Below are 21,377 nucleotides of genomic sequence, written 5' to 3'. Positions count from 1 at the left end.
CCCTGTAATCCTCGCGCGCAAATCCGCTTGGCACCGCTTCCGATCAGGTGTATTGTTCTAGCAACACACAGGAGGATGCGATGAACTTTCTTGCGCTTGGGCTGATCATTCCTCTCGCGGCCTGCTCGTTCGGCTGGGACAGCGACTCGGAAGGGTCGGGTGTCGCCGCCTTGGGGTCGGGCACCACGCGCACCTTCCAGATCGCCGATTTCGACCAGATCGACCTGCGCGGCTCGGACGATGTCGACGTTCGCGTCGGCACGGGCTTCTCGGTCCGCGCGGAGGGGCCGACCGAGCAGCTCGACCGGCTGCGTATCGCGCGCGACGGCGCGACGCTCGACATCGGCCGCAAGAACGGGACGGGGTTCGGCTGGAGCAAGGGGCCCAAGGTCAAGGTGTACGTCACGCTGCCGCGGCTGAGCGAGGCGACCGTCTCCGGCTCGGGCAACATGGCGGTCGACCGGGTCGAGGGCAGCGCGTTCGAGGGCGGGATCGCGGGCTCGGGCAATCTGACGATCGCCGCGGTGCAGGTGGATGCGGCGAAGTTCTCGATCGCGGGTTCGGGCACCGCGCGCGCCAGCGGCACCGCGCGCGACCTGAACGTCGAGATTGCGGGCTCGGGCGACGTCGATGGCACGCGGCTGCAGGCGAAGTCCGCCAAGGTCGAGATCGCAGGCTCGGGCAGCGTCCGCGCGGTCGTCGACGGCCCTGCCAAGGTCGACATGATGGGGTCGGGCGATGTCGACCTCGGCCCACGCTCGCGCTGCACGATCTCCAAGATGGGCTCGGGCAGCGTGCGCTGCGGGAGCTGACTTGCGCGATGCGGCGGGAGCGGCGACGGTGCGGGCATGAGATATCTGCTCGCGCCGTTGCTGCTCCTGTCCTCGCCGGCGTTCGCACAGCCCTCCACCGCAAGCCGGACCGAGTCGGTCGGCAGCTTCGACCGGGTGCGGGTCGAGGGGCCGTTCGAGGTCCGTGTCACGATCGGCTCGCCGCGTGCGACGATCACCGGCGATTCCCGTGCGACTCAGGGGGTGGCGGTGCGGGTCGACGGTACGACGCTGTCGGTACGCAAAGGTGCGGGTGGCTGGGGCGAACAGCCGCGGGGTGAGCAGGGACGGGGGACAGGACCGATCGTGATCACGCTGTCGACGCCCGGGCTGACTTCGGCCAGCGTCGCGGCGGGTGGACGGCTGACGATCGCCAGGATGCGCGGCATGCGGGTCGACGTGACGGTCAGCGGAAATGGCAGCCTGTCGGTTGCTGCCGCGGATACCGACCAGTTGAATGCGACGCTGATCGGCACGGGCCAGATGACGCTCGCGGGTCGTGCGGCGCGGGCGCGGCTGGTGACGAGCGGGCCGGGCGCGATCGACGCATCGGCGCTGGCGGTCAACGACCTGACCGTCCATCTCGACGGGGTCGGCGAGACGAAGGCGGCGGCGCGCTACACCGCGCAGGTGACGAACAGCGGGTTGGGGACGGTGACGGTCACCGGCGCTGCGAAATGCCGGGTGGATGCCGCGGCGGGCGGCCCGGTCGTGTGCGGGAAAGCGGGCGCGCCTTCCTGAGACCAGACAGGCGCGCCGCTCAGATCAGCGCGAGTTCGGCCAGTTTCGTCATCAGCGCAGGCGGCATCACGTCGAGCCCGCTTGCATCGCCGCCCAGATCGAGCGGGGCGTCGGCGTCTTCGAGATAGCGCCAGCCCTGATGCGCGCGCTTGGGGCGGGCCTGGACGAGTACGAGCTTGGGATCGATATGGATCGCGACTCGCCCACCCTCCGCCTCGCCGAAGCCGAGGATCGGCGAGCGCGCGATCAGCTGGTGCTTCAGGATCCAGAACATCGAGCCCTGCCCGGCCACCTCCTCGTGCCGCTTGGGCAGGTAGCGCGTCGTCAGGAACACCGGCCCCTCCTCACCGCGCAGCCGGAGTCGCTCGGCGAGATGGTCGACGCTGTCCGCGCCGAACGCGACTTTAGTGAGGTGAAGCGGCATGTCGCTGGAAATGGGCCTTAAACCGCGCCGATCAACCGTGCAGGCCCCATAAGGACGCGAGGCCGAGGAACGAGAAGAACCCCATGGTGTCGGTCATCGTCGTCACGAACACCGCCGACGACACCGCGGGATCGATCCGGAACTTGTCGAGCGTCACCGGCACCAGCACGCCGCTAAGCCCCGCGACGATGTTGTTGGTCAGCATCGCTGCGGCGATCACGATTGACAGATTGGGGTTGTGGAAGATCACATAGGTGCCGAAGCCGATCAGCGTCCCCAGCATCACGCCGTTCGCGGCGGCGATGCGAAATTCGCGGCCGATCATCCGCGCGGTATTCGAACTCGTCAGCTGGTTGGTCGCCAGCGCACGCACCACCACCGCGAGCGTCTGCGTCCCCGCATTGCCGCCCATCCCCGAGACGATCGGCATCAGCACCGCGAGCAGCGCGAAGCTCGCGATCGTCCCCTGGAACAGCCCGACGACCGACGACGCGACCATCGCGGTGCCCAGATTGACCACCAGCCAGGTGAACCGCGTGCGCACGGTCAGCCGGATCGGCTCGTTGATGTCGCCGTCGCCCGCGCCTGCCAGACGCAGCGTATCCTCGCCCGCCTCTTCGGAAATGATGTGGACGATGTCGTCGACCGTGATCATGCCCACCAGCCGGCCGCCATGATCGACCACCGCGGCGGAGATCAGCGCGTATTTCTGGAAGCGCAGCGCGACCTCTTCCTGGTCCATGTCGACCGGGATCAGCGTCTGTTCGCGCTTCATCACGTCGGCGATCGCGATCCCGCGCGGCGTGCGCAGCATCCACGACAGCTGGCACGTGCCGATCGGCTTGTGCGCAGGGTCAACGACGAAGATTTCCCAGAAATCGGTCGTCAGCTCCTCATGGCCGCGCAGATAATCGATCGCGTCGCCCACCGTCCAATGCTCGGGGACAGCGATCAGCTCGCGCTGCATCAGGCGGCCGGCGGACTCCTCGGCGTAGCTCAGCGCCTCCTCGATTGCGGCGCGATCGTCGGGATCGAGCGCGCGCAGCACCGCGCGCTGCTCGTCCTCGCCCATGTCCTCGATGATCGCGACCGCGTCGTCGGTATCGAGCTCGGACGCCAGATCGGCGACCTGGTGCGGCTCGAGTGCGTCGATCAGATCCTCGCGGACGTAATCGTTCATCTCGGCGAACACGTCGCCGCCGAGCAGGTCGGTGACCGCACGCGCGAGCGCGGCGCGATCCTCCTGCGGGGTCAGCTCGAACAGATCGGCGATGTCGGCGGGGTGGAGCGGCTCGACCAGCGCGCGCGCGGCCTCGTCGTCGCCATCCTCGACCGCGTCGAGCACCGCGCGGACGAATTCGGGCCGCAGATGATCGTCGCGATCGAGCTGCGTTTCGGGTTGGGTGTCGGTTTCGACCTCGGGAAGCTCGAGTTCGCTCATGGCTGCCTCCCTTAAAAGATATGCGCTTGGGCCCTAACGCGGCGCGCGTGCATTTGCCAGTCGGAGTGCGGCTCCCTATCTGCGCCTCATCAATTCAGGAGAACATGAATGGCTGACACCCCCGAAACGCTCACGCTGACCCTCGACGGCGGCGACGTCACGATCAAGTTCCGCCCCGATCTCGCGCCCAAGCATGTCGAGCGGATTGCCGAGCTGGCGAACGAAGGCTTTTACGACGGCGTGCCCTTCCACCGCGTGATCCCGGGCTTCATGGCGCAGGGCGGTGACGGTGGTCGCGGCGACGGCACCGGCGGGTCGAGCAAGCCCAACCTCAAGGCGGAATTCTCGGCCGAGCCGCATGTCCGCGGCGTGTGCTCGATGGCCCGCACCAACCAGCCCGACACGGCGAACTCGCAGTTCTTCATCGTGTTCGACGACGCGCGCTTCCTCGACAAGCAGTACACCGTGTGGGGCGAAGTCACCGACGGCATGGACCTGATCGACGCGCTCCCCAAGGGCGAGCCGCCGCGCGCACCGGGCAAGATCGTCAAGGCCCGCGCAGCCTGAGCTGAAGGCTGCACCGGCGCAGCAAAGGCTGCGTCGGAGACAGCCGAAGCCGGCCGGCGGAGCAACGCTCCGTCCGACGGCGCGGCTTAGCCGCGACGCGCTTGGGGTTTGGAGCGTGTCGCGGTTGCTGTGTTATCTTTCCTCCAACCCACCACCACCATCAACCCAAACCCCACCCGTCATCCCAGCGAACGCTGGGATCTCCCGGTTCGAGCCGCGCCCCTTCCCAACGGGGAGACCCCAGCTTTCGCTGGGGTGACGTGCTGCGGGCTAGGGACGAAGTAGCGGTCAGACTTCGGCCAAGGTCCGGATCAGCCAATCGTGGAACAGCTTGACCGGCTTGGTCTGCAGCGCGCGTGGACGGCAGACGAACCAGTAGCTGTACGGGCTCTCGACCTCGATATCGAACAGCCGCACCAGCCGCGGATCGTTGGCGTCGGCGAAATGGCTCGCGTGCATGAACGCGACGCCCAGGCCCTGCGCGGCGGCCTCGAGCATCAGCGCACCCGAATCGAAATGATCGATCGCCAGCGGCTCGATTTCGTCGAGCCCGGCCGCCGTCCGCCACGCCGTGAACGTATCCGTCATGTCGCGGTGCACGAGCGCGGTCAGCGTCGCGAGCTGTTCGGGACGCGTGACCGGGTCGGCACGCTCGAGCAGGCTACGCGCGCCGATCACATAGACCGAGTTTCGATCGAGCCGCCGCGCATAAAGCGACGGATCGATCTCGCGCGACAAGGCGATCACCGCATCGAGCCCATCGCCGAGCCGCGACACCAGATGCGCGGCGGTATCGATGTCGAGATGGAGCTCGGGATGCGTGGTCCGCAACTCGCCGAGCCGCGGGAAGAGCTTCTGCGATGCATAGAGCGGCAGGATCCCGAGCCGTAGCCGCAGCACCTCGGTGGTGCTCGTCAGCGATTCGACCGCATCCGATAGCGAGTCGAGCACCGGCGCGATCTGCGCGAGCAGCCGCTCGCCATCCGCGTTGAGCACCATCGCCTGATGCCGGCGCGCGAACAGCGGCTTGGCGATGAAGCGCTCGAGGCTTTGCACGCGCCGGCTGAGCGCGGGCGCGGACAGCGCCAGATCCTCGGCCGCGGCCTTGATTGACCCCAGCCGCGCGACCTGCACGAACGCCTCGATAGCCCCCAATGGCGGCAGCCTGCGCATGATTCCTCTTTCGACTCGACTAGGTGTGACGATGACCGCTGAACGCATTCAGACATACGATTGCAGTTAGCGCAATCGTAGCTGATCCCTTCGCACTTGCAACATCAACCGTCCCGACGCAAAAAGACCTCGCCTTTCAGGCATCCTCTCCTAAAAACTTTCATGGGCTGGCCTTCATTGGCCGGCCCTTTTTTTGTGTTTTCAAGTCCTCGAACCATCGGAACCGGCGCCCTATCTCGGGCGCTAGGAATGCGAATGGAGTCGATATGGCCGATAGCGAAATCCCCACGCGGAAAATTCAGGTCGCCAATGCGCGGCCCGAGGATAGCGGTCGCGGGCTAGCGCACCTTCCCCGTGCGCTGATGGCGACGCTGGGCATTGGCGAGGGCGACGTGATCGAAATCCTCGGCAAGCAGAACACGCCCGCGCGCGCCGTCGGGCCGTATCCAGAAGATGAAGGCCTCGACATCCTCCGCATCGACGGGTTGCAGCGCGCAAACGCCGGTGTCGGCTCGGGCGATTTCGTCGAGGTGCGCAAGGCCGAGTCGAAGCCCGCGACGCGAGTCGTCTTCGCGCCTGCACAGCAGAATCTCCGCCTCCAGGGGTCTACCAACGCACTCAAGCGCACGTTCCTCGGCCGGCCGATCTGCCAGGGCGATATCGTCGCAACCGCGGGGCATCAGCGAGTCGGCAACATGCCGCCGGGCGTCCAGCAGTTCATGAATGCGCCGGCCTATGCGTTGCAGGAAATCCGCCTCGCGGTGATCGCCGCCAGCCCCAAGGGCGTGGTGCATATCGACGAGAATACCGAGATCGAGCTGCGCTCCGAGTACGAGGAGCCGCAGGCCGCGCGTCGTGCCGACGTCACCTACGACGATATCGGCGGCATGGCGCAGACGATCGACCAGCTGCGCGAGATGGTCGAACTGCCGCTGCGCTATCCCGAACTGTTCCAGCGCCTCGGCGTCGATCCGCCCAAGGGCGTTTTGCTGCATGGCCCGCCCGGCACCGGCAAGACGCGGCTCGCGCGCGCCGTCGCCAACGAATCGGATGCGCAGTTCTTCCTGATCAACGGTCCCGAGATCATGGGCTCGGCCTATGGCGAGTCCGAATCGCGCCTCCGCGAGGTATTCGAGGAAGCCGCGAAGTCCGCGCCGTCGATCGTCTTTATCGACGAGATCGATTCGATCGCGCCCAAGCGCGGCCAGGTGTCTGGCGAGGCGGAGAAGCGCCTCGTCGCGCAGCTGCTGACGTTGATGGACGGCATCGAATCGCGCGCGAACCTCGTCGTGATCGCCGCTACCAACCGGCCCGAGGCGATCGACGAGGCGCTGCGGCGTCCCGGCCGGTTCGACCGCGAGATCGTCGTCGGCGTCCCCGACGAACGCGGCCGCCGCGAGATTCTGGGCATCCACGCACGCGGCATGCCGCTCGGCGACCGGGTCGACCTCGATGAGCTTGCGCGCACGACCTATGGCTTCGTCGGCGCCGACCTCGCCGCGCTCGCGCGTGAGGCAGCGATCGAGGCGGTCCGGCGGATCATGCCGCGGCTCAATCTCGAGGAGCGGACGATCCCGCCCGAGGTGCTCGACGAATTGTCGGTCACGCGCGAGGATTTCCTCGGTGCGCTCAAACGCGTCCAGCCATCGGCGATGCGCGAAGTCATGGTGCAGGCGCCGACCGTGCGCTGGGCCGATGTCGGCGGTCTCGACGATGCGCAGATGCGGTTGAAGGAGGGCGTCGAACTGCCGCTCAAGAACCCCGATGCGTTCCGCCGGCTGGGCATCCGGCCCGCCAAGGGTTTCCTGCTCTACGGTCCGCCCGGCACCGGCAAGACGCTGCTGGCCAAGGCGGTCGCGCGCGAGGCGGAGGCGAACTTCATCGCCACCAAATCGTCCGACCTGTTGAGCAAATGGTATGGCGAGAGCGAGCAGCAGATCACGCGGCTGTTCCAGCGCGCGCGTCAGGTCGCGCCGTGCGTGATCTTCATCGACGAGCTCGATTCGCTGGTGCCCGCGCGGGGCAGCGGTGCGGGCGAGCCGCAGGTGACCGAGCGCGTCGTCAACACGATCCTGGCCGAGATGGACGGGCTGGAGGAGCTGCAATCGGTCGTCGTTATCGGTGCGACCAACCGGCCGAACCTGATCGACCCGGCGTTGCTGCGGCCGGGGCGGTTCGACGAGCTCGTCTATGTCGGCGTTCCCGACAAGGCCGGGCGTCGGCGGATCCTGGGCATCCAGACCGAGAAGATGCCGCTGGCGAGCGACGTCGATCTCGACCGGCTGGCAGAGCGGACTGACCGCTTCAGCGGCGCGGATCTGGAGGATGTCGTCCGCCGCGCCGGCCTGGTCGCGTTGCGGCGGTCGATCGACTCGACCGACGTGACGATGGCGGACTTCGATGGTGCACTGAAGGAGTCGCGCGCAAGCGTCACCCCGGAGACCGAGCGCGAGTACGAGCAGATGGCCGCGCGGCTGAAGCAGGACGCCACGGCGATCCAGCCGCTGGGCTTTGCGTTCCCCAGCAAGACTGAAGACTGACGGTGTCCCCCCTCTCCCAGCCGGGAGAGGGGGGGCATGCCGGCGCTATTCGTCCGGGTTGGTGACGCCGAGGTCCGTGAAGGAGAGGCGGCCGGCGCCCGCCTGCAGCCCGAAGCGGATCAGTTGAGCGGTGCTGCTGGCGCCGGTCTTTTTCAGCAGCTTGGTGCGATAGGTCTCGACGGTGCGCGGGCTGATGTCGAGCTCGCGCGCGATCTCCTTGCTGGTCAGGCCGGAGACCACGAGTTCCAGCACCTGACGTTCGCGAAACGGGAGTTCCTCGGCAAGGACGTCGGTCTGGTGGAGCGGCGGCCAGCACCGCGCGGACGCGATCGCGCTCAGGATCGTCGAGGCCTCGAACGGCTTTTCGATAAAGTCGATCGCGCCCGCGCGCATGGCTTCGACCGCGAGGGGAATGTCCGCGTGCCCGGCAATCATGATCACGGGATCGGTGCGGCCGCGTTTGACCACCGTGCGCGTGACTTCGATCCCCGAGATCCCGGGCATCATGACGTCGCAGATAAGGATCCCGGGCGGCAACTGATCGAGCGCATCGAGAAACAGCTCGCCACAGCCGAACGATCGCGCGGGCACCCCATCGGTCGAGAGCAGCAGCGAGAGCGAGCGGCACATCTCGGGTTCGTCGTCGATGATGTAGACGGGGCGTTCAGGCAGCATGCGTCGTGCCTCCTATCGCTGTGTGCGGCACGGTGAACAGGAATCGCGCACCGCCCAATTCCGTGTCGTCGTCGCACCAGATACGCCCGCCATGCCCCTCGATGATCGTCCGGCAGAGCGCGAGGCCGATGCCGACCCCGTCGGTCTTGGTCGACTGGAAGGGGGCGAAGACGTCGTGCCGAAGCTTTGGGGGAAGGCCCGGGCCGCTGTCTTCGACGGCGAAGGTCGCATCCCCCGTCGCAGTGCGCCAAGCCTGGAGGCGGATCCGCCGATCGTCGCACCCGCGCAGCGCATCGGCGGCGTTGATGACGAGGTTGAGAATGACCTGTTGAAGCTGGATCGCATCCGCCGACACGTCGAAATCGACATGGGACAGATCGGTCTGGAGCTCGGCACGAACGCCCTTGGCGGCGAGTGCCGCCAGTTTCGCAGACTCTTCGAGCAAGGTGCGGACATCGACCTGCTGCAGGACGGGAGGCTTGCGGCCGATGAAGTTGCGCAGCCGCTTCAGCATCGTCGCGGCGCGAAACGCATGCGCCAGCGTATCGTCGATCGCTTCGCGCGCGGCGGCAAGGTCCGGCGTGTCGGCGGCCAGCACCGCACGCGCTACGCCCGCATAATTGGCGATGATGGTCAGCGGTTGGTTGAGTTCGTGCGCGATCGACGATCCGAGTTGCCCCAGCGCGGTCGCGCGGGAGATCTGGTACAGCTCGCGTTGCGCCATGGCGAGCCGTTCGGAGGACAGGACGGCCTTGGTCTCGTCGCGGACATAGACGATCCTGAAGCGGTGCGTACCGATCAGCAGCGACGTGTCGCGAATATCGAGGCGCAACCGCTTTGCGCTGGGCAGGACGACCGTGTGAAGCGCGTTCGTCTTGAGCGCGTGCGTCGGAACGAGCTGTTCGAGCCGCTCCCCCATGAACGCTTCGCGCGGTCGCTCGAACAGGCTGCATGCGGCCTCGTTGGCATCGACGATATCGCCCGACGAATCGATGATGAGCATGACCGCGGGCGAACCATCGAAGATGATCCGAAGGATGCGCTCGCGTCGGCAGGCGTTGATCGCGGCATATTGTTCGCGACGCCGCAATCGCTTCATCGTTTCGCCGCCGATCGAAACAATGACGCAGAACAGCGATACGAGCGCGACACTGCGCGGGTTGACCAGCGCATGGCTCCATTCCGCGATGAGCATCGTGCCGGCGAGCGACAGCACCGCTGCGACAAGGCCCGCGATCAGGCCGCGTCGTGCGGCGTTGGCGATGACGGCGGCAACACAGAACAGGAATGGCAGGTTCACAGCGACCAGGGTGTGCGCCAGCCAGGTCGCGCTGAGCGCGGCAACGCCCGAGGCCGCCGCTACCAACCACCCCGTTTCGGGATCGGCGAGCGCGGCGTCATCGTCGATCATCTCCCAGAAGCGCTGCATTGCCCACCTTAATCCATTTCGGATCTATTCTGTGCTTAACGCGCGGTTAGTCAATAACGTCGGCGGGCCGAGTCATGTCTAAAACGTTCAGATTTGGGGCAAACGAAAAAGTTCGATGGGCGCGCGGCCAGGACAATCCCCTCATTTTGGGGGAATACGGACGTGATTATTGACTTTGGTTAAGTCATGGGCCGCGATTGAAGCCTCCAATACTGTGCATATAAACAAGCGTGCGCGGTGTTGCTTGCTGCTCGGCCCGACCCGCGCGGCTACGGGCTAGGCGTCCCTGGCGTCCTTGAGCGCGACATAGGCATAGCCGATCATCACGACACACGCCGCGCCCGCGACCAGATAGGGCAGCGAATGCTGCGCCTCGTACAGACCGACGCCGATCGACGGCCCCAACACAAAGCTCGCGCCGTTGATCGACGTCACCTTGCCCGCGACCGAGCCCTGCGCATTCGCGCCGACCGCGAGCGAGGAGCCGGCAGTGAAGCCGGGTCGCGTGAAGCCGAAGCCGAGGCTGGCCAGCGCATAGGCGGTCGCGATCGTGTAGAGCGACGTTGCGATTCCGGTCAGCGCGGTGCCGACTGCGGCGAGCACCAGCCCGGTCAGCACCAATTGCCGCGGCGTCATGTTGAGCCGCGGGATGATTCCCCATTGCGCGAGCAACGCCGCCCCCGCGCCCATCATCAGGACGATACCGGTCGGCTCGAGCGCCAGCGCCGGCGCGAGGTGGAGGCGGTCGATCACGAGGAAGCCGATCGCCTGCCCCGTCATTGCCTGCGCGTGGCCCATCACCAGCCCGGCGATCATCCACGCACGGATGCGCGGATCGGTGTAGCCGACATGCTCGACATGCGACCCCGTCGCGGCGGCAACCGAGGCCCCGGTCGGCGCGCCGCCGATCGAGGGATAGGCGGAGCTTGCGCCGTGCGTCTCGTGCGGGGGCACGATCTTGTCGTCGGGGAGCATCCGCCGCACCGTGATCCACACCGCAACCCCGAACACCGCGAACAGGAAGGCGGGTCCGGCGAGCCCGATCTCGACCCCGCCGATCGAGCCGAGGATCAGATACGGCGCGATCGCTGGGCCAAGGATGGTGCCGAGGCCGAACGCGGAGGCGAGCAAGGTCAGCGCCTTGGTCCGTTCCTCGCGAGTTGTCTCGCCCGCGACCAGTGCCTGCACCGCGGGTGGCGCGGCGGCGCCGAACGTCCCGTAGATCAGCCGTCCGCCGATAAAGCACAGGAACGCCGCGGTGCCGCCGATCCAGGCGTTGATCCCGGCGAGCAGGAACACGCCGCACAATGCGAGCGAGACGCTGAACCCGCCGACGCCGAGCAGGATCATCGCGCGCCGGCCGTGGCGATCCGATCGATTTGCCCAGAACGGCGCGGCGATCACCCACAGCAGCGCGGAGACCGAGAATGCCGCCGCGACCGCGCTGTCGGCGACGCCCAGCGATCGCCCGAGCGCGGGCAGCACCGACTGCAACGCGGTGTTCCCCGCCGCGATCGTCAGCATCACGAGGAACATCAGCGCGAATCGCCGGTCGATCTTCGGTGTATCGGTAGTGGGCCCTTCGGCCGACATTCCGGTCATGATCGCGCCCAGGCATAGGCGCGCTCGACCCGTGCGACGGTCACCGTATAGCGATCGTACCAGAGCACGCGGCCCCGGTCGCGAATCGCGGCGTGGTCGGGATGGTCGCGCCAGGCGAGCGCGGCGTCGTCGTCCGCCCAGTAGCTGACGGTGATGCCCATGCCGTCCGCCTCGCGCGCGCTGTCGACTCCGCGATAGCCCGGCTGTGCCGCGGCAAGCGCGTCCATCGCCGCGGCGGCGTCTGCGTAACCGGTCATGTCCGCATCGTTACGGAACGACACGAAAACGACGGCGACCTGTCCTGTCCGATCGTCCTGCATGACCGGTGTTTAGGGTAAGCGCGGCGCTTGGCAAATCCGCAGAACCGATTGGCGAACCATGACATCCGGTGCGGTTCGTCGCCCGATGCAACCCGCAGCCCTTGAAACGCGTTCGGAATTCGTGCGACGGGAGGGCCAAAGCCTCGCCAACGTGCGGGACCCCTGACCGTAAGGAACGCGATGCCCAGTTCGACCACCGCCACCCGGCGTGCACGCAGCCGACCCGCCGGCGTGCCGTCCCCGTGGCAGATGTTCTTTTCAGGGTTCCTGAAACATCCGGTCATGGTCGGATCGATCGTGCCCTCGTCGGACAAGCTGATCCGCAAGATGCTCGACCCGGTCGACTGGGCGAACTGCAAGCTGTTCGTCGAATATGGCCCGGGCGTCGGCACCTTCTGCCGTCCGATCCTCGACCGTATGGCGCCCGACGCCAAGCTGGTGGTGATCGATACCAACCCCGAGTTCATCCAGTATCTGCGGCACACGATCACCGATCCGCGTTTCTTCGCGGTGCTCGGTTCGGCCGATGCGGTCGAGACGATCGTTGCCGATCACGGCTTCGAAAAGGCCGATTACGTGCTGTCGGGTCTGCCCTTCTCGACGCTGCCCCCCGGCGTCGGTCCGGCGATTGCGACCGCGACGCATGCGGTGCTGCGCAGCGGCGGTGCGTTCCTGGTCTATCAGTTCTCGCCCAAGGTGAAGGACTTCCTCACGCCGCATTTCGAGTCGATCGATCACGACATGGAGTGGTGGAACGTGCCGCCGGCGCAGCTCTACTGGGCCTGGAAGGACTGACGCAGCCGCGGCCACGCCCGCGACGGTGCGCAAAGCGCAGCGTCAGGCCCGGCCGGCGGGTCGGCTAGAATAGTCGAACCCGTCCGACGGCGGCTTTGCCGTCGGCGCTGCTATTGCTCGAAGTTCGGCTGTCATCCTGACGAAAGCCGGGATGGCGTAGGGGGGCGGAAGTCCTTCGACTCCGACCGCCCTTATTCGTCGATCCCGAAGTTCAGCCCGCGCGACAGGCTCGGGTCGACCACCGCGACGGCGAAATAGGCCGTGAGCTGCTTGATCCGCTGCACCCAGCCGGTGTTCGCGCGGTAGAGTGCGGCGGTCACTTCGGTCGACTTGGCGATTTCGCCGTCGACATAGCGGCGGACATGCGCGGCGAACGCGGCATCCTCGATCCGCAGCATCAGCTCCATGTTGATGAACAGGCTGCGCATGTCGAAATTGGCCGAGCCGATATGGACCGCATCGTCGATCACGTAGAGCTTGGTGTGGAGCTTGGTCGGCTGATATTCGAACAGGCGTACGCCCTTGCGCAGCAGCCCTGCATAGGTGAACCGCGCGGCGGCGATCGTCGCGTTGTTGTCCGATTTGCTGGCGGTGACGATGCGGACTTCGGCCTGTCGCCGGCCGGCCTTGTCGAGGCGCCGCAGCAAGGTGGGGCTCGGCGTGAAATAGCCCGCGATCACGTCGATCCGCCGACCGCGCCGCATGTCGTCGCGCACCGCGCGCGCCCAGGGGGACAGCTTGCGGGTCGGTCCGCCGATCAGCCAGCGTGTCGCGCCGCGCGTCTCGCTCCAGTGCGACAGCGCGGCGTTCAGTTTGCGCAGCTTGCCCTTGGGTTCGTGGATCCAGTCCTTCAGCGCATCGAAATAGCCGGCGAGCCGCCCCGCCGCCGGCCCTTCGACGAGCAGGCCGAGATCGCGCCAGGCCTGGTCGGCGGCGGTCCCGAAATAATCGTCCTCGATGTTGAAGCCGCCGATGATGATCCGGGCTTCGTCGGCGAGCGCGAGCTTCTGGTGGTTGCGCAGCAGGTAGCGGCGGCCGAACCGCGCGGAGAAGCGGCATACCGAAATGCCGGCGGCTTCGAGCGGTTCGAAAAAGGCATGTGGCGCGTCGTCGCTGCCGAAGCCGTCGACGATCAGCGCGACCGCGACACCGCGGCTTGCGGCGGCGATCAGCGCGGCGTTGACGCGTTTGCCGGACTCGTCGTCGGCATAGATATAGTAGAGCACGCGCAACGACCGCTCGGCGCCATCGATCAGCGCCAGCACCGCGTCGAGCCGCCGGGGGCCGGTGTCGAGCAGGGTCATCTGGTTGCCGTCGACGGCAAAGGTCGGCTGGTCTGCGGGATCGTCCATGACGGCTGTGATGACCACGCGGCGGCGGCGGTGGCAACCCGCGGCGGATTTCTTGACTTTGCAGGCCATCGCCCGTAGGCGACGCATTCTCATTCTATCGTTGTTACGAAGGAAGCCGCATGGCGCGCGTTACCGTCGAGGATTGTGTCGACAAGATCCCCAACCGGTTCGACCTGGTGTTGTTCGCGGCCCAGCGTGCGCGCCAGATCTCGGGCGGCGCCGAACTGACGCTCGACCGCGACCGCGACAAGAACCCGGTCGTCGCGCTGCGCGAGATCGCCGACGAGAACGTCAAGCCGGCGCATCTCAAGGAACAGGTCATCCAGGGCCTGCAGAAGGTTCGCGTCGACGACGACGACGAGGTCGATGCCGTCGGCAGCCTGGCTGCGTCGGCCGAGGCGCTCCGCCTGACTGCCGCTGCACCGCCGCGGAACCAGAATCTGGGTGCGGACTACGAAGGTTGAGGCAGCGGGATTAGCGAAAGCTAATCCGCGGCTCGGCCGAAACCCGGCCGGCGGGCATCGCCCGACCGACGACGCGGCTTTGCCGCCGCGCGCGAAATAGAGAGAGCCCGTGGACCCATGTCCGCGGGCTTTTTCTATTCCCTCTCCCTGAAGGGGAGAGGGAAGGGGCCCGCGGCGCTTGCCGTGGGAAGGGTGAGGGCACGCGTGGGATGGTCCGGCTCCCTCGTCATTCCCGCGGAGGCGGGAACCCATATTGGCTAGCCTCTCGTAGATCGCGACCGCCTAAGGATATGGATCCCCGCCTTCGCGGGGAAACATGCTTGCTAATGTCGTGCCGAGTATCACCCTGAGGCAGACCGCCGCGGCAAAGCCGCGTCGTCAGTCGTCGCTGCGCGACGCTGGCCGGGCTGTCGACTAGTCCGAAATAGCTATGCTATTTCGGGTCTCGGCCTTTAAACCCCTGCGCCACCACGAACCACTCGACCGAGCCCTTCCGGCTCGCCGGCGGCTTGGCATGCTTCACGGTCTTGAAGTTCCGCTTCATCTCCGCGACCAGCTCGGAGTCCGCACCGCCGGCGAACACCTTCGATACGAATGTGCCACCCGGCTCGAGCACTTCGCACGCAAAGTGCAGCGCCGTCTCCACTAGCGCCATCGTCCGGAGCGCATCGGTCTGCGGATGGCCGACGGTGTTCGCGGCCATGTCCGACAACACCAGGTCGGGCGCGCCGCCCAGCGCTTCGATCAGCTTGCCGGGGGCGGCATCGTCGAGGAAGTCCATCTCGAAGATCGTCACGCCGTCGATCGGATCGACCGGGAGCAGATCGATCCCGACCACCGCCGCCTTGGGAATCCGCCGACGGATCACCTGCGCCCAGCCGCCCGGCGCGATCCCCAGATCGACCACGCGCTTGCATCCGCGGATCAATTCAAACCGCTCGTCGAGCTCGATCAGCTTGTATGCGGCGCGGCTGCGATAGCCGTCGGCCTTGGCGCGCTTCACATAAGGGTCGTTCAACTGGCGTTCGAGCCAGCGAGTCGACTGCGCAGTGCGCTTGCGCGCGGTGAGGACGCGGACATGCCCGCCGGAGCCACCCCGGCTCATGCCGCGACGCTCGATGCTTTGCCGGGCTTGCCACCGGGGCGGGGTGCCCCCATCAGCCGGCGCAAGATCCCCTCGCGAATACCGCGGTCGGCGATGCCGAGCCGTTCGGCGGGCCACAAATCCATGATCGTCTCCAGAATGGCACAGCCCGCGACCACCAGGTCGGCGCGCTCGTTGCCGATGCACGGCAGCTTGGCGCGCTCCGTGATCGACATATGGGAAAGGTCGGCGCTGATCCGCCGCATCGCCGACGCCGGCACGATCAGCCCGTCGACCACCGAGCGGTCGTAATGGCTGAGCCCGAGATGCACGCTGCCCAGCGTCGTCACCGTGCCGCTGGTGCCGAGCAGCCGCGGCCGCGCGATATTGCGCGGCAGCCGTGCGGCGAACCCTGCAAAACTGTCCGCGACGACGCTGCGCATCCGCGCATAGGCGGCGCGACGACCGGCCTCGCCTTCGCCGCCGCCGGCATGTTCGGTCAGCGACACCACGCCCCACGGCGCCGAATGCCAGTCGAGCACGGTTGGGATCGGCGTTGAGGTATCGACCAGCACGAGTTCGGTCGATCCACCGCCGATATCGAACACGAGCGCGGGGTCCTCGCCGGGCTCGATCAGCGCGTGGCAACCGAGCACGGCGAGTCTCGCCTCTTCCTCGGCGGAAATGATGTCGAGATGGATGCCCGTCTCGGCCAGCGCGCGCGCGATGAACGCGGGGCCATTCGACGCCTGCCGGCACGCCTCGGTCGCGACCGACCGCGCCAGCGTGACGTTGCGGCGCTGCAGCTTGTCCGAACACACGCGGAGCGCCGCGATCGTGCGTTCGATCGCCGCGTCGCTCAGCTCACCGGTCGAGGCCAGCCCTTCGCCGAGCCGGACGATTCGCGAGAACGCGTCGATCACCGCGAATCCGCCCGCCTGCGGTCGCGCGATCAGCAATCTGCAATTGTTGGTGCCGAGATCGAGCGCGGCAAAAGCCTGCGCATCGGCCCACCGCCCACGACTGGGTCGGTTCGCCGCCGGACGGGCAGGACTACCCTGCCGGAACGGCATTCGGGCGGAAACATCCCCCATCGCCGTAAAACTCGCTATCTATATCTGCCGCCGCGGGAAAATACCCGCCCGGTGCTTGGACACGAATGTAGCGCAGCGGCGCGATTACGCAAGCGACGCGGCACATCGGCAACATCTTGGGCGTTGACAGCGGCAAACCGCCCGACTAGAGCCCGCCCTCGCTGATGCCCCGTCGTCTAATGGTAAGACTGCGGTTTCTGATACCGCCTATTGAGGTTCGAATCCTCACGGGGCATCCAGCGCTTTATCCTTTTTCCGCAAAGCAGAGTTCCGTGGAAGCGGCACAGTCGCTGCGCGTCGGCGTATTGAGGCTTGGCGCTCTCCGGTTGCGAACCGCTTTCCGCAGGCGCGGGTGGTCGGGAACGTGTGAAGCTTCCTGAGCGGTCAGGGAATGCGCCTGCCTGACGGGCGTGAGCCATGAGGGTATCAAACCCCCGGCATCGATCGGCAGCCCGGCAACCGCGCTTATGACGCAGCGGGTGTGGAGTAGCATCGTCACAGGGCTGCACGCGCGACAGATAGCTCCAGGCGCGTGCTGCTCGAAAAGCTTGTCGTTTCAATACAACGTGCACGCTGAGTCCGACGGCGCGATCCGCCTCGATACGGCCAAAATGCCCCGAAACTAGTACTTATCCACCTGATATTCGGGCGATTATACCAGAAACCTTTTAACGCATCGGCTGGTTTTGCGCTCGGGATCATCGGATCATGAGCCATTCCGGCGTGATTATGACCCCAGGAAACAGGGGCATTTTATGATGCAGGATCGTAATTTCAGGAAGACCGCAGGCATGGCCGTTGTCGGCATCGCGACGCTCTCGCTCGCGGCATGCGTCAATCCGTCAGCGAAGATCGCGACCTCGCTCGAAGGCTATGGCTTCCAGCCCGCCCAGTCGCAGTGCGTCGGCGATCGGCTCGAGGCCAACCTGTCGCTCGGCCAGCTCCAGCAGCTCGGGCGCGCGGCCAAGGCCTCGCGCGAGGGCGACACGACGCCGGGCCGCCTGACGGCAAGCGACTTTATCCGCGTGTCCGGGCAGGTGAAGGATCCCAAGGTGCCGCTCGAAGTCGGCAAGGCCGCAGCCGCCTGCGGCATTCTCACCGATCCGGCATCGCCGCTCTGATCGAGACGCTTCGTCATCATTGGATTCAGCCCGTCTCGGGCTTCGAGGACTAAATCATGTAAGACGTGACGTACGCGGGCGATACGGTGGTATCGAATACCCGCGATTTTGGGGCGCAAGCCTGGAGCTATGTCGAGATTTGGACGCCGCGGATCATCGCCGCGTTGATCATCCTGGTCATCGGCTGGGCGATCGCCCGCGCTGTAAAATGGGGCGTGGCGAAGCTGGTCAACAAGACGCCGCTCGCGATCCATGCCAACGAGCCGAACGCAAACCCGCGCAACCCGACCACGATCGGTGCGCAGGTCGGCGATGCCGCCTATTGGGTAGTCCTCCTGATCGCGCTGTTCCTCGCGACGCAGCCGCTTGGGCTCACCGGCGCAACCGGTCCGCTCGGCGACATGCTGCGGGGCTTCGGTACGGCCGTGCCGCGGATCATCGGTGCCGCGCTGATCTTCTTCCTCGGCTATGTCCTCGCCAAGGTCGCCAAGAAGGCGGTCGAGGCGGTTATTACGGCGAGCCATGTCGAGCGCTTCTCGGCGCATGTCGGCGGGACCACGCCGACCGACCCGACGATGTTGCCGCGTACCATCGGCGGCATCGTGTTCGCGCTGATCATCATTCCGGTCTCGATCGCGGCGCTCGATACGCTCAACATCGCGGCGATCTCGCAGCCCGCGACAGCCATGCTGCGCATCATCCTCGATGCCATTCCGCACGTCATCGCCGCCGGCATGATCCTCGCGGTGGCGTATGTCATCGCCAAGTTCGCATCGCGCCTGCTGACGCAGTTCCTGGCCACGACCGGGTTTGACCGGACGATCGGTTCGATCGGCATCTTCGGCAACACGGAAAGCCGCGAGCTCGGCACCGCCGCTCCGTCGTTCGTGCCATCGAAGACGGTCGGCACCGGCGCGTTTGTCGCGATCCTGATCTTCGGCCTGATGGAAGCCTTCCGCCAGCTGAACTTCGCCTATGGCTCGCAGATCATGGCCGAGGTGCTGGCGCTGTTTGGCCAGGTCGTGTTCGGGGCGATCATCATCTTCGCATCGGTCGTGATCGCGCGGTTCGTGGCGCACGCGATCGCGCGCAGCGGCGACCAGGGCACGCGCGTCGCAGCGCCCGTAGTGCGGACCGCCATCATCGTGCTCGGCACGGCGATCGGCTTGCGCTTCATGGGCCTGGCCGATGACATCATCAACTTGGCGTTCGGGTTGTTGCTCGGTGCGATCGCGGTGGCCTTTGCGCTGGCGTTCGGTCTCGGCGGTCGCGACGCGGCCGGCAACGCCGTCAAGCGGATGCTCGACGGGGTCGAGCCGACCGACGGCACGCCGAACCCGAGCAAGGGTGGCGAAGGCGGCCGTACAGCGATGGCGCCTGCGAACGAGGCTTCGATCGATCGTCAGGCCGACAGCAATTTCGCCCGTCGAGACGATCGTGACGAGACGCGGGACTCAATCGACCGCCCCCTGATCTAACTTTCTCTTCCCTGTAGAAACAAAGGAAACACCCATGAATACCGATACCCTCACTGGTGCGGCCACCAACGTCAGCGGCAAGGTCAAGGAGACGTTGGGCAGCGCAGTCGGCGACACGTCGCTGCAGAGCGAAGGCGCCGCAGACCAGCTCGGCGGCACCATCCAAAAGACGGTTGGGCAGGCCAAGGACGTGGTCGAGGACACTATCCAACCGCTAATCGACTATGTCCGGCAGTTCTCGAAGGAGCGTCCCTTCACCGCTGCGGCAGTAGCTGGCGTGCTGGGCATCCCGGTAATCAACACCCTGCGCGGCAAATAAGCCGCCAAACCTGACGCTCAAGGCGGGCGGGGTGGCAATGGGCTGCCCCGCTCGTCGTTTTTTAGTTGGTGGCGGCATTTTGCCACGATCGGCATGATGTTCTCCCAAATCGAAAAGCAGTCCGTCCGCGCTCGGCGTCGCTGGATAGCGCCTGGACAAAACGTATAACGTGTTCAGTTCTCAGGAACTTCCGCTTCGGCCACGCCTTGTGCCCTGGAGATTGAGCGGGGCTACATGAAGATCATTCACGACGACCCGCCCATGCCAGAGGAAATCGAGAACGGGTTTTACCCGCGCTTCGAGAATGGCTGGCGCCATGCCGAGGTCATCGGCCGGTGCCTGATGGTCGTCTTCATTGCCGGTTGCGTGGGCGGTTTGCTTGGTCCGGGCTTGTTCAGCGAGCGGCATGCGCAGAACCACGACGCCTCTCTCGCGGCGGATTACGACGCTGTCGTAAGGGCTGGTGCGCCAACGACAATCAAGCTCGAAACGCGTGTTCCGCCAGGCGGCGATCAGGTCGCCGTGACGATGTCACGCGACTTGGTGGATGATCTGGGCCTTAGTAGCATCACCCCGGCCCCGCAGCGGTGGCAGGCCGGAAACCATAACGTCCGCATCACCTTTCCAGTTGTCGCGGGTCAGAAGCGTGCGTTTATCCTGCTGTCCGGCTCTCCGAGCTTTCACGGTGGCCACACGTTCTGGGTCCATCTCGACGCCGGGGAAACGCTATCCTGGTCGCAGTTCGGAGTGCCGTAAGCTTATGCAAACCGTATTCAAGGCAGCACTCGCCTATCTCGTGGTGACGATCGTTCTGCGGATCATCGGACGCCGTACCGCCAGCCAGCAGGCACCCATGGACATGGTGGTCCTGTTTCTTTTTGGTGGCCTCAGTGTCAGCGCCGTCCTGGGTGAGGATCATTCGTTTTTCGGCGCGATGAGCGCGCTGTTTACCGTGGGCATGATGCACGTCGCGGTATCGTGGCTGAAAATCCGGTTTGTCTGGCTGGAACGTTTGCTCGACGGAACACCTATCGTCGTGTTGCATGACGGTCGGTGGACAGAGCAAGCCATGCGGCGTTTGCGGCTGCAACAAGCCGACATCCGGACAGCAGCGAGGCAGCGTGGTCTTGATGACATGGAGCAGGTTAAAGTTGCCATTGTCGAGCGGGACGGCACGATATCGATAATAGAAAAAGACTAGGGAGGCCTGTCAATAATGGTAAGTTTACGTACCCTATTATTTGTTACGGCGGGTTGCTAAATAGGTTTAGAGCATTCTCTATTATGCCGATACTCTATTTAAAATATTGTTCATGATGAAACGGGCCAATGCTCGTGATGTTACAGGTTAACCGAATTAGCGGTGATACCATAGCGAGCGCATGATGAGCAAAGATATAGAACTGAACGGCACGGTCGAAGACGTATTCGGCCATCGCTTTACGATTACGGCCGACGATAAGAAGTACCTCGTAGACCTGGGCCTGCAGGGCGATGGCGGTGTAATGGTCGAAACGGGCCAATCCGTGTCGGTAAAGGGTGATGAGAAGCCCGGCGAGTTCAAGGCAACCAGCCTTCGCGTCGGCGACGCTGACTGGCTCGAGATCAAGCACAAGGATCATGCCCCCAAGCCTGACGATAAGGGCAGCGAGACCAAGGCTCATGGCGCCAAATCCGGGCGCGACGATGTCGGCGAAGAGAGCAGTGGCGCTGACAAGGAGCAAGGGCCCAGCGACGATCACGTCACCAAGACGCTGACCGACGAGGGCTATACCGACCTTGGTGAGCGGACACGCAAGCCGAAGCACGTAGAGGTGATCGCGTCGAAGGACGGCAAGCGACACAAGGCCCATGTCCACAAGGACGGCGTGAAGAAGGCCGAACCTGCCGACTAAGCGATCTCCCCACCCCCCCGGCATCGCCCGGGG

22 protein-coding genes and 1 tRNA gene are annotated in these 21,377 nt (G+C 65.6%); 13 read left to right on the top strand and 10 right to left on the bottom strand.

What is annotated here, in order from left to right:
- Positions 1 to 80 precede the first annotated feature (80 nt).
- Together EV283_RS06035 and EV283_RS06030 are read left to right on the top strand one after the other, a co-directional pair.
- Positions 81 to 812 (top strand): head GIN domain-containing protein, encoded by a 732-nt coding sequence (locus tag EV283_RS06035; protein WP_130323456.1) that lies wholly within the window; start codon positions 81 to 83, stop codon positions 810 to 812.
- Positions 813 to 848: 36 nt separating this feature from the next.
- Positions 849 to 1,571 (top strand): DUF2807 domain-containing protein, encoded by a 723-nt coding sequence (locus EV283_RS06030; RefSeq protein ID WP_130323454.1) that lies wholly within the window; start codon positions 849 to 851, stop codon positions 1,569 to 1,571.
- A 19-nt stretch (positions 1,572 to 1,590) separates the two neighbouring features.
- Here EV283_RS06030 and EV283_RS06025 read toward each other — a convergent pair whose 3' ends face one another.
- Together EV283_RS06025 and mgtE are read right to left on the bottom strand one after the other, a co-directional pair.
- The gene (locus EV283_RS06025; RefSeq protein WP_056418834.1) at positions 1,591 to 1,995 is read right to left on the bottom strand and encodes a DUF1489 domain-containing protein; all 405 of its coding nucleotides are present in this window, start codon (positions 1,993 to 1,995) and stop codon (positions 1,591 to 1,593) included.
- Between the two features lie 31 nt (positions 1,996 to 2,026).
- Entirely contained in the window at positions 2,027 to 3,436 is a 1,410-nt protein-coding gene (gene mgtE / locus EV283_RS06020; protein WP_130323452.1) for a magnesium transporter, read from the bottom strand.
- Between the two features lie 108 nt (positions 3,437 to 3,544).
- On the opposite strand from mgtE, the gene EV283_RS06015 reads away from it, so the two are divergent.
- The gene (locus EV283_RS06015; RefSeq protein WP_056418828.1) at positions 3,545 to 4,003 is read left to right on the top strand and encodes a peptidylprolyl isomerase; all 459 of its coding nucleotides are present in this window, start codon (positions 3,545 to 3,547) and stop codon (positions 4,001 to 4,003) included.
- A gap of 288 nt (positions 4,004 to 4,291) precedes the next feature.
- Here the strand turns inward: EV283_RS06015 and EV283_RS06010 are convergent, their stop codons facing one another.
- Complete coding sequence (locus tag EV283_RS06010; protein ID WP_056418825.1) at positions 4,292 to 5,176, bottom strand: LysR substrate-binding domain-containing protein; 885 nt, start codon at positions 5,174 to 5,176, stop codon at positions 4,292 to 4,294.
- A gap of 266 nt (positions 5,177 to 5,442) precedes the next feature.
- On the opposite strand from EV283_RS06010, the gene EV283_RS06005 reads away from it, so the two are divergent.
- Positions 5,443 to 7,716 carry a CDC48 family AAA ATPase gene (locus EV283_RS06005; protein ID WP_130323450.1) on the top strand — a complete coding sequence of 758 codons (2,274 nt, stop codon included), beginning with the start codon at positions 5,443 to 5,445 and terminating at the stop codon, positions 7,714 to 7,716.
- A 45-nt stretch (positions 7,717 to 7,761) separates the two neighbouring features.
- Here the strand turns inward: EV283_RS06005 and EV283_RS06000 are convergent, their stop codons facing one another.
- From EV283_RS06000 to EV283_RS05985, 4 genes are all read right to left on the bottom strand, one after another.
- Positions 7,762 to 8,391, bottom strand: coding sequence for a response regulator (locus tag EV283_RS06000; protein WP_130323448.1), 630 nt, complete (start codon positions 8,389 to 8,391; stop codon positions 7,762 to 7,764).
- Complete coding sequence (locus tag EV283_RS05995) at positions 8,381 to 9,820, bottom strand: ATP-binding protein (protein ID WP_130323446.1); 1,440 nt, start codon at positions 9,818 to 9,820, stop codon at positions 8,381 to 8,383. Before EV283_RS05995 ends, EV283_RS06000 begins: the two co-directional genes overlap by 11 nt.
- Positions 9,821 to 10,096: 276 nt before the next feature.
- Positions 10,097 to 11,422 (bottom strand): MFS transporter, encoded by a 1,326-nt coding sequence (locus EV283_RS05990; RefSeq protein WP_130323444.1) that lies wholly within the window; start codon positions 11,420 to 11,422, stop codon positions 10,097 to 10,099.
- The gene (locus EV283_RS05985) at positions 11,419 to 11,679 is read right to left on the bottom strand and encodes an antibiotic biosynthesis monooxygenase (RefSeq protein WP_347400204.1); all 261 of its coding nucleotides are present in this window, start codon (positions 11,677 to 11,679) and stop codon (positions 11,419 to 11,421) included. The genes EV283_RS05990 and EV283_RS05985 overlap by 4 nt, the downstream gene beginning before the upstream one ends.
- A 243-nt stretch (positions 11,680 to 11,922) precedes the next feature.
- Here EV283_RS05985 and EV283_RS05980 point away from each other — a divergent pair, with 243 nt between their 5' ends.
- Positions 11,923 to 12,537, top strand: coding sequence for a methyltransferase (locus EV283_RS05980; protein WP_130323440.1), 615 nt, complete (start codon positions 11,923 to 11,925; stop codon positions 12,535 to 12,537).
- Positions 12,538 to 12,728: 191 nt separating this feature from the next.
- Here EV283_RS05980 and EV283_RS05975 read toward each other — a convergent pair whose 3' ends face one another.
- On the bottom strand, positions 12,729 to 13,889 hold the full coding sequence (locus EV283_RS05975; protein ID WP_130323438.1) for a phosphatidylserine/phosphatidylglycerophosphate/cardiolipin synthase family protein: 1,161 nt from the start codon (positions 13,887 to 13,889) through the stop codon (positions 12,729 to 12,731).
- 119 nt (positions 13,890 to 14,008) lie between these two features.
- Between EV283_RS05975 and rpoZ the strand changes: the two genes are divergently transcribed.
- Positions 14,009 to 14,353 (top strand): DNA-directed RNA polymerase subunit omega, encoded by a 345-nt coding sequence (rpoZ, locus tag EV283_RS05970; RefSeq protein WP_055882033.1) that lies wholly within the window; start codon positions 14,009 to 14,011, stop codon positions 14,351 to 14,353.
- A gap of 433 nt (positions 14,354 to 14,786) precedes the next feature.
- Here rpoZ and EV283_RS05965 read toward each other — a convergent pair whose 3' ends face one another.
- Both EV283_RS05965 and EV283_RS05960 read right to left on the bottom strand, forming a co-directional pair.
- Positions 14,787 to 15,458, bottom strand: coding sequence for an RlmE family RNA methyltransferase (locus EV283_RS05965; protein ID WP_130323436.1), 672 nt, complete (start codon positions 15,456 to 15,458; stop codon positions 14,787 to 14,789).
- Positions 15,455 to 16,510, bottom strand: a complete 1,056-nt coding sequence (locus tag EV283_RS05960; RefSeq protein ID WP_130323434.1) for a Ppx/GppA phosphatase family protein — start codon at positions 16,508 to 16,510, stop codon at positions 15,455 to 15,457. The genes EV283_RS05965 and EV283_RS05960 overlap by 4 nt, the downstream gene beginning before the upstream one ends.
- 186 nt (positions 16,511 to 16,696) lie before the next feature.
- On the opposite strand from EV283_RS05960, the gene EV283_RS05955 reads away from it, so the two are divergent.
- The 7 genes from EV283_RS05955 (at position 16,697) to EV283_RS05925 (ending at position 21,344) form a co-directional block, all read left to right on the top strand.
- A tRNA-Gln gene (locus EV283_RS05955) sits at positions 16,697 to 16,770 on the top strand.
- A gap of 516 nt (positions 16,771 to 17,286) precedes the next feature.
- Positions 17,287 to 17,652 (top strand): hypothetical protein, encoded by a 366-nt coding sequence (locus EV283_RS05950; RefSeq protein ID WP_242615801.1) that lies wholly within the window; start codon positions 17,287 to 17,289, stop codon positions 17,650 to 17,652.
- Between the two features lie 65 nt (positions 17,653 to 17,717).
- A complete protein-coding gene (locus tag EV283_RS05945) occupies positions 17,718 to 19,130 on the top strand; it encodes a mechanosensitive ion channel (protein ID WP_130323425.1) in 1,413 nt (470 codons plus the stop codon).
- A gap of 34 nt (positions 19,131 to 19,164) precedes the next feature.
- On the top strand, positions 19,165 to 19,449 hold the full coding sequence (locus EV283_RS05940) for a CsbD family protein (protein WP_130323423.1): 285 nt from the start codon (positions 19,165 to 19,167) through the stop codon (positions 19,447 to 19,449).
- A gap of 234 nt (positions 19,450 to 19,683) precedes the next feature.
- Positions 19,684 to 20,205 carry a hypothetical protein gene (locus tag EV283_RS19080; protein WP_165391698.1) on the top strand — a complete coding sequence of 174 codons (522 nt, stop codon included), beginning with the start codon at positions 19,684 to 19,686 and terminating at the stop codon, positions 20,203 to 20,205.
- Between the two features lie 4 nt (positions 20,206 to 20,209).
- On the top strand, positions 20,210 to 20,650 hold the full coding sequence (locus EV283_RS05930; RefSeq protein ID WP_165391697.1) for a YetF domain-containing protein: 441 nt from the start codon (positions 20,210 to 20,212) through the stop codon (positions 20,648 to 20,650).
- Positions 20,651 to 20,831: 181 nt separating this feature from the next.
- Positions 20,832 to 21,344, top strand: coding sequence for a hypothetical protein (locus EV283_RS05925; RefSeq protein ID WP_130323417.1), 513 nt, complete (start codon positions 20,832 to 20,834; stop codon positions 21,342 to 21,344).
- Positions 21,345 to 21,377 lie beyond the last annotated feature (33 nt).

It is taken from the genome of Sphingomonas sp. BK036, from assembly GCF_004216825.1.
Classification (GTDB): Bacteria; Pseudomonadota; Alphaproteobacteria; order Sphingomonadales; family Sphingomonadaceae; genus Sphingomonas.
The sequence above is the reverse complement of the archived record's forward strand: the minus strand, read 5'-3'. Positions and strand labels throughout refer to the sequence as shown.

Coding starts and splice junctions, on each gene's coding strand:
- EV283_RS06035 (WP_130323456.1), top strand. CDS start 81: ATGAACTTTCTTGCGCTTGGGCTGATCATTCCTCTCGCGGCCTGCTCG.
- EV283_RS06030 (WP_130323454.1), top strand. CDS start 849: ATGAGATATCTGCTCGCGCCGTTGCTGCTCCTGTCCTCGCCGGCGTTC.
- EV283_RS06025 (WP_056418834.1), bottom strand. CDS start 1,995: ATGCCGCTTCACCTCACTAAAGTCGCGTTCGGCGCGGACAGCGTCGAC.
- mgtE (WP_130323452.1), bottom strand. CDS start 3,436: ATGAGCGAACTCGAGCTTCCCGAGGTCGAAACCGACACCCAACCCGAA.
- EV283_RS06015 (WP_056418828.1), top strand. CDS start 3,545: ATGGCTGACACCCCCGAAACGCTCACGCTGACCCTCGACGGCGGCGAC.
- EV283_RS06010 (WP_056418825.1), bottom strand. CDS start 5,176: ATGCGCAGGCTGCCGCCATTGGGGGCTATCGAGGCGTTCGTGCAGGTC.
- EV283_RS06005 (WP_130323450.1), top strand. CDS start 5,443: ATGGCCGATAGCGAAATCCCCACGCGGAAAATTCAGGTCGCCAATGCG.
- EV283_RS06000 (WP_130323448.1), bottom strand. CDS start 8,391: ATGCTGCCTGAACGCCCCGTCTACATCATCGACGACGAACCCGAGATG.
- EV283_RS05995 (WP_130323446.1), bottom strand. CDS start 9,820: ATGCAGCGCTTCTGGGAGATGATCGACGATGACGCCGCGCTCGCCGAT.
- EV283_RS05990 (WP_130323444.1), bottom strand. CDS start 11,422: ATGACCGGAATGTCGGCCGAAGGGCCCACTACCGATACACCGAAGATC.
- EV283_RS05985 (WP_347400204.1), bottom strand. CDS start 11,679: ATGACCGGTTACGCAGACGCCGCCGCGGCGATGGACGCGCTTGCCGCG.
- EV283_RS05980 (WP_130323440.1), top strand. CDS start 11,923: ATGCCCAGTTCGACCACCGCCACCCGGCGTGCACGCAGCCGACCCGCC.
- EV283_RS05975 (WP_130323438.1), bottom strand. CDS start 13,889: ATGGACGATCCCGCAGACCAGCCGACCTTTGCCGTCGACGGCAACCAG.
- rpoZ (WP_055882033.1), top strand. CDS start 14,009: ATGGCGCGCGTTACCGTCGAGGATTGTGTCGACAAGATCCCCAACCGG.
- EV283_RS05965 (WP_130323436.1), bottom strand. CDS start 15,458: ATGAGCCGGGGTGGCTCCGGCGGGCATGTCCGCGTCCTCACCGCGCGC.
- EV283_RS05960 (WP_130323434.1), bottom strand. CDS start 16,510: ATGCCGTTCCGGCAGGGTAGTCCTGCCCGTCCGGCGGCGAACCGACCC.
- EV283_RS05950 (WP_242615801.1), top strand. CDS start 17,287: ATGATGCAGGATCGTAATTTCAGGAAGACCGCAGGCATGGCCGTTGTC.
- EV283_RS05940 (WP_130323423.1), top strand. CDS start 19,165: ATGAATACCGATACCCTCACTGGTGCGGCCACCAACGTCAGCGGCAAG.
- EV283_RS19080 (WP_165391698.1), top strand. CDS start 19,684: ATGAAGATCATTCACGACGACCCGCCCATGCCAGAGGAAATCGAGAAC.
- EV283_RS05930 (WP_165391697.1), top strand. CDS start 20,210: ATGCAAACCGTATTCAAGGCAGCACTCGCCTATCTCGTGGTGACGATC.
- EV283_RS05925 (WP_130323417.1), top strand. CDS start 20,832: ATGATGAGCAAAGATATAGAACTGAACGGCACGGTCGAAGACGTATTC.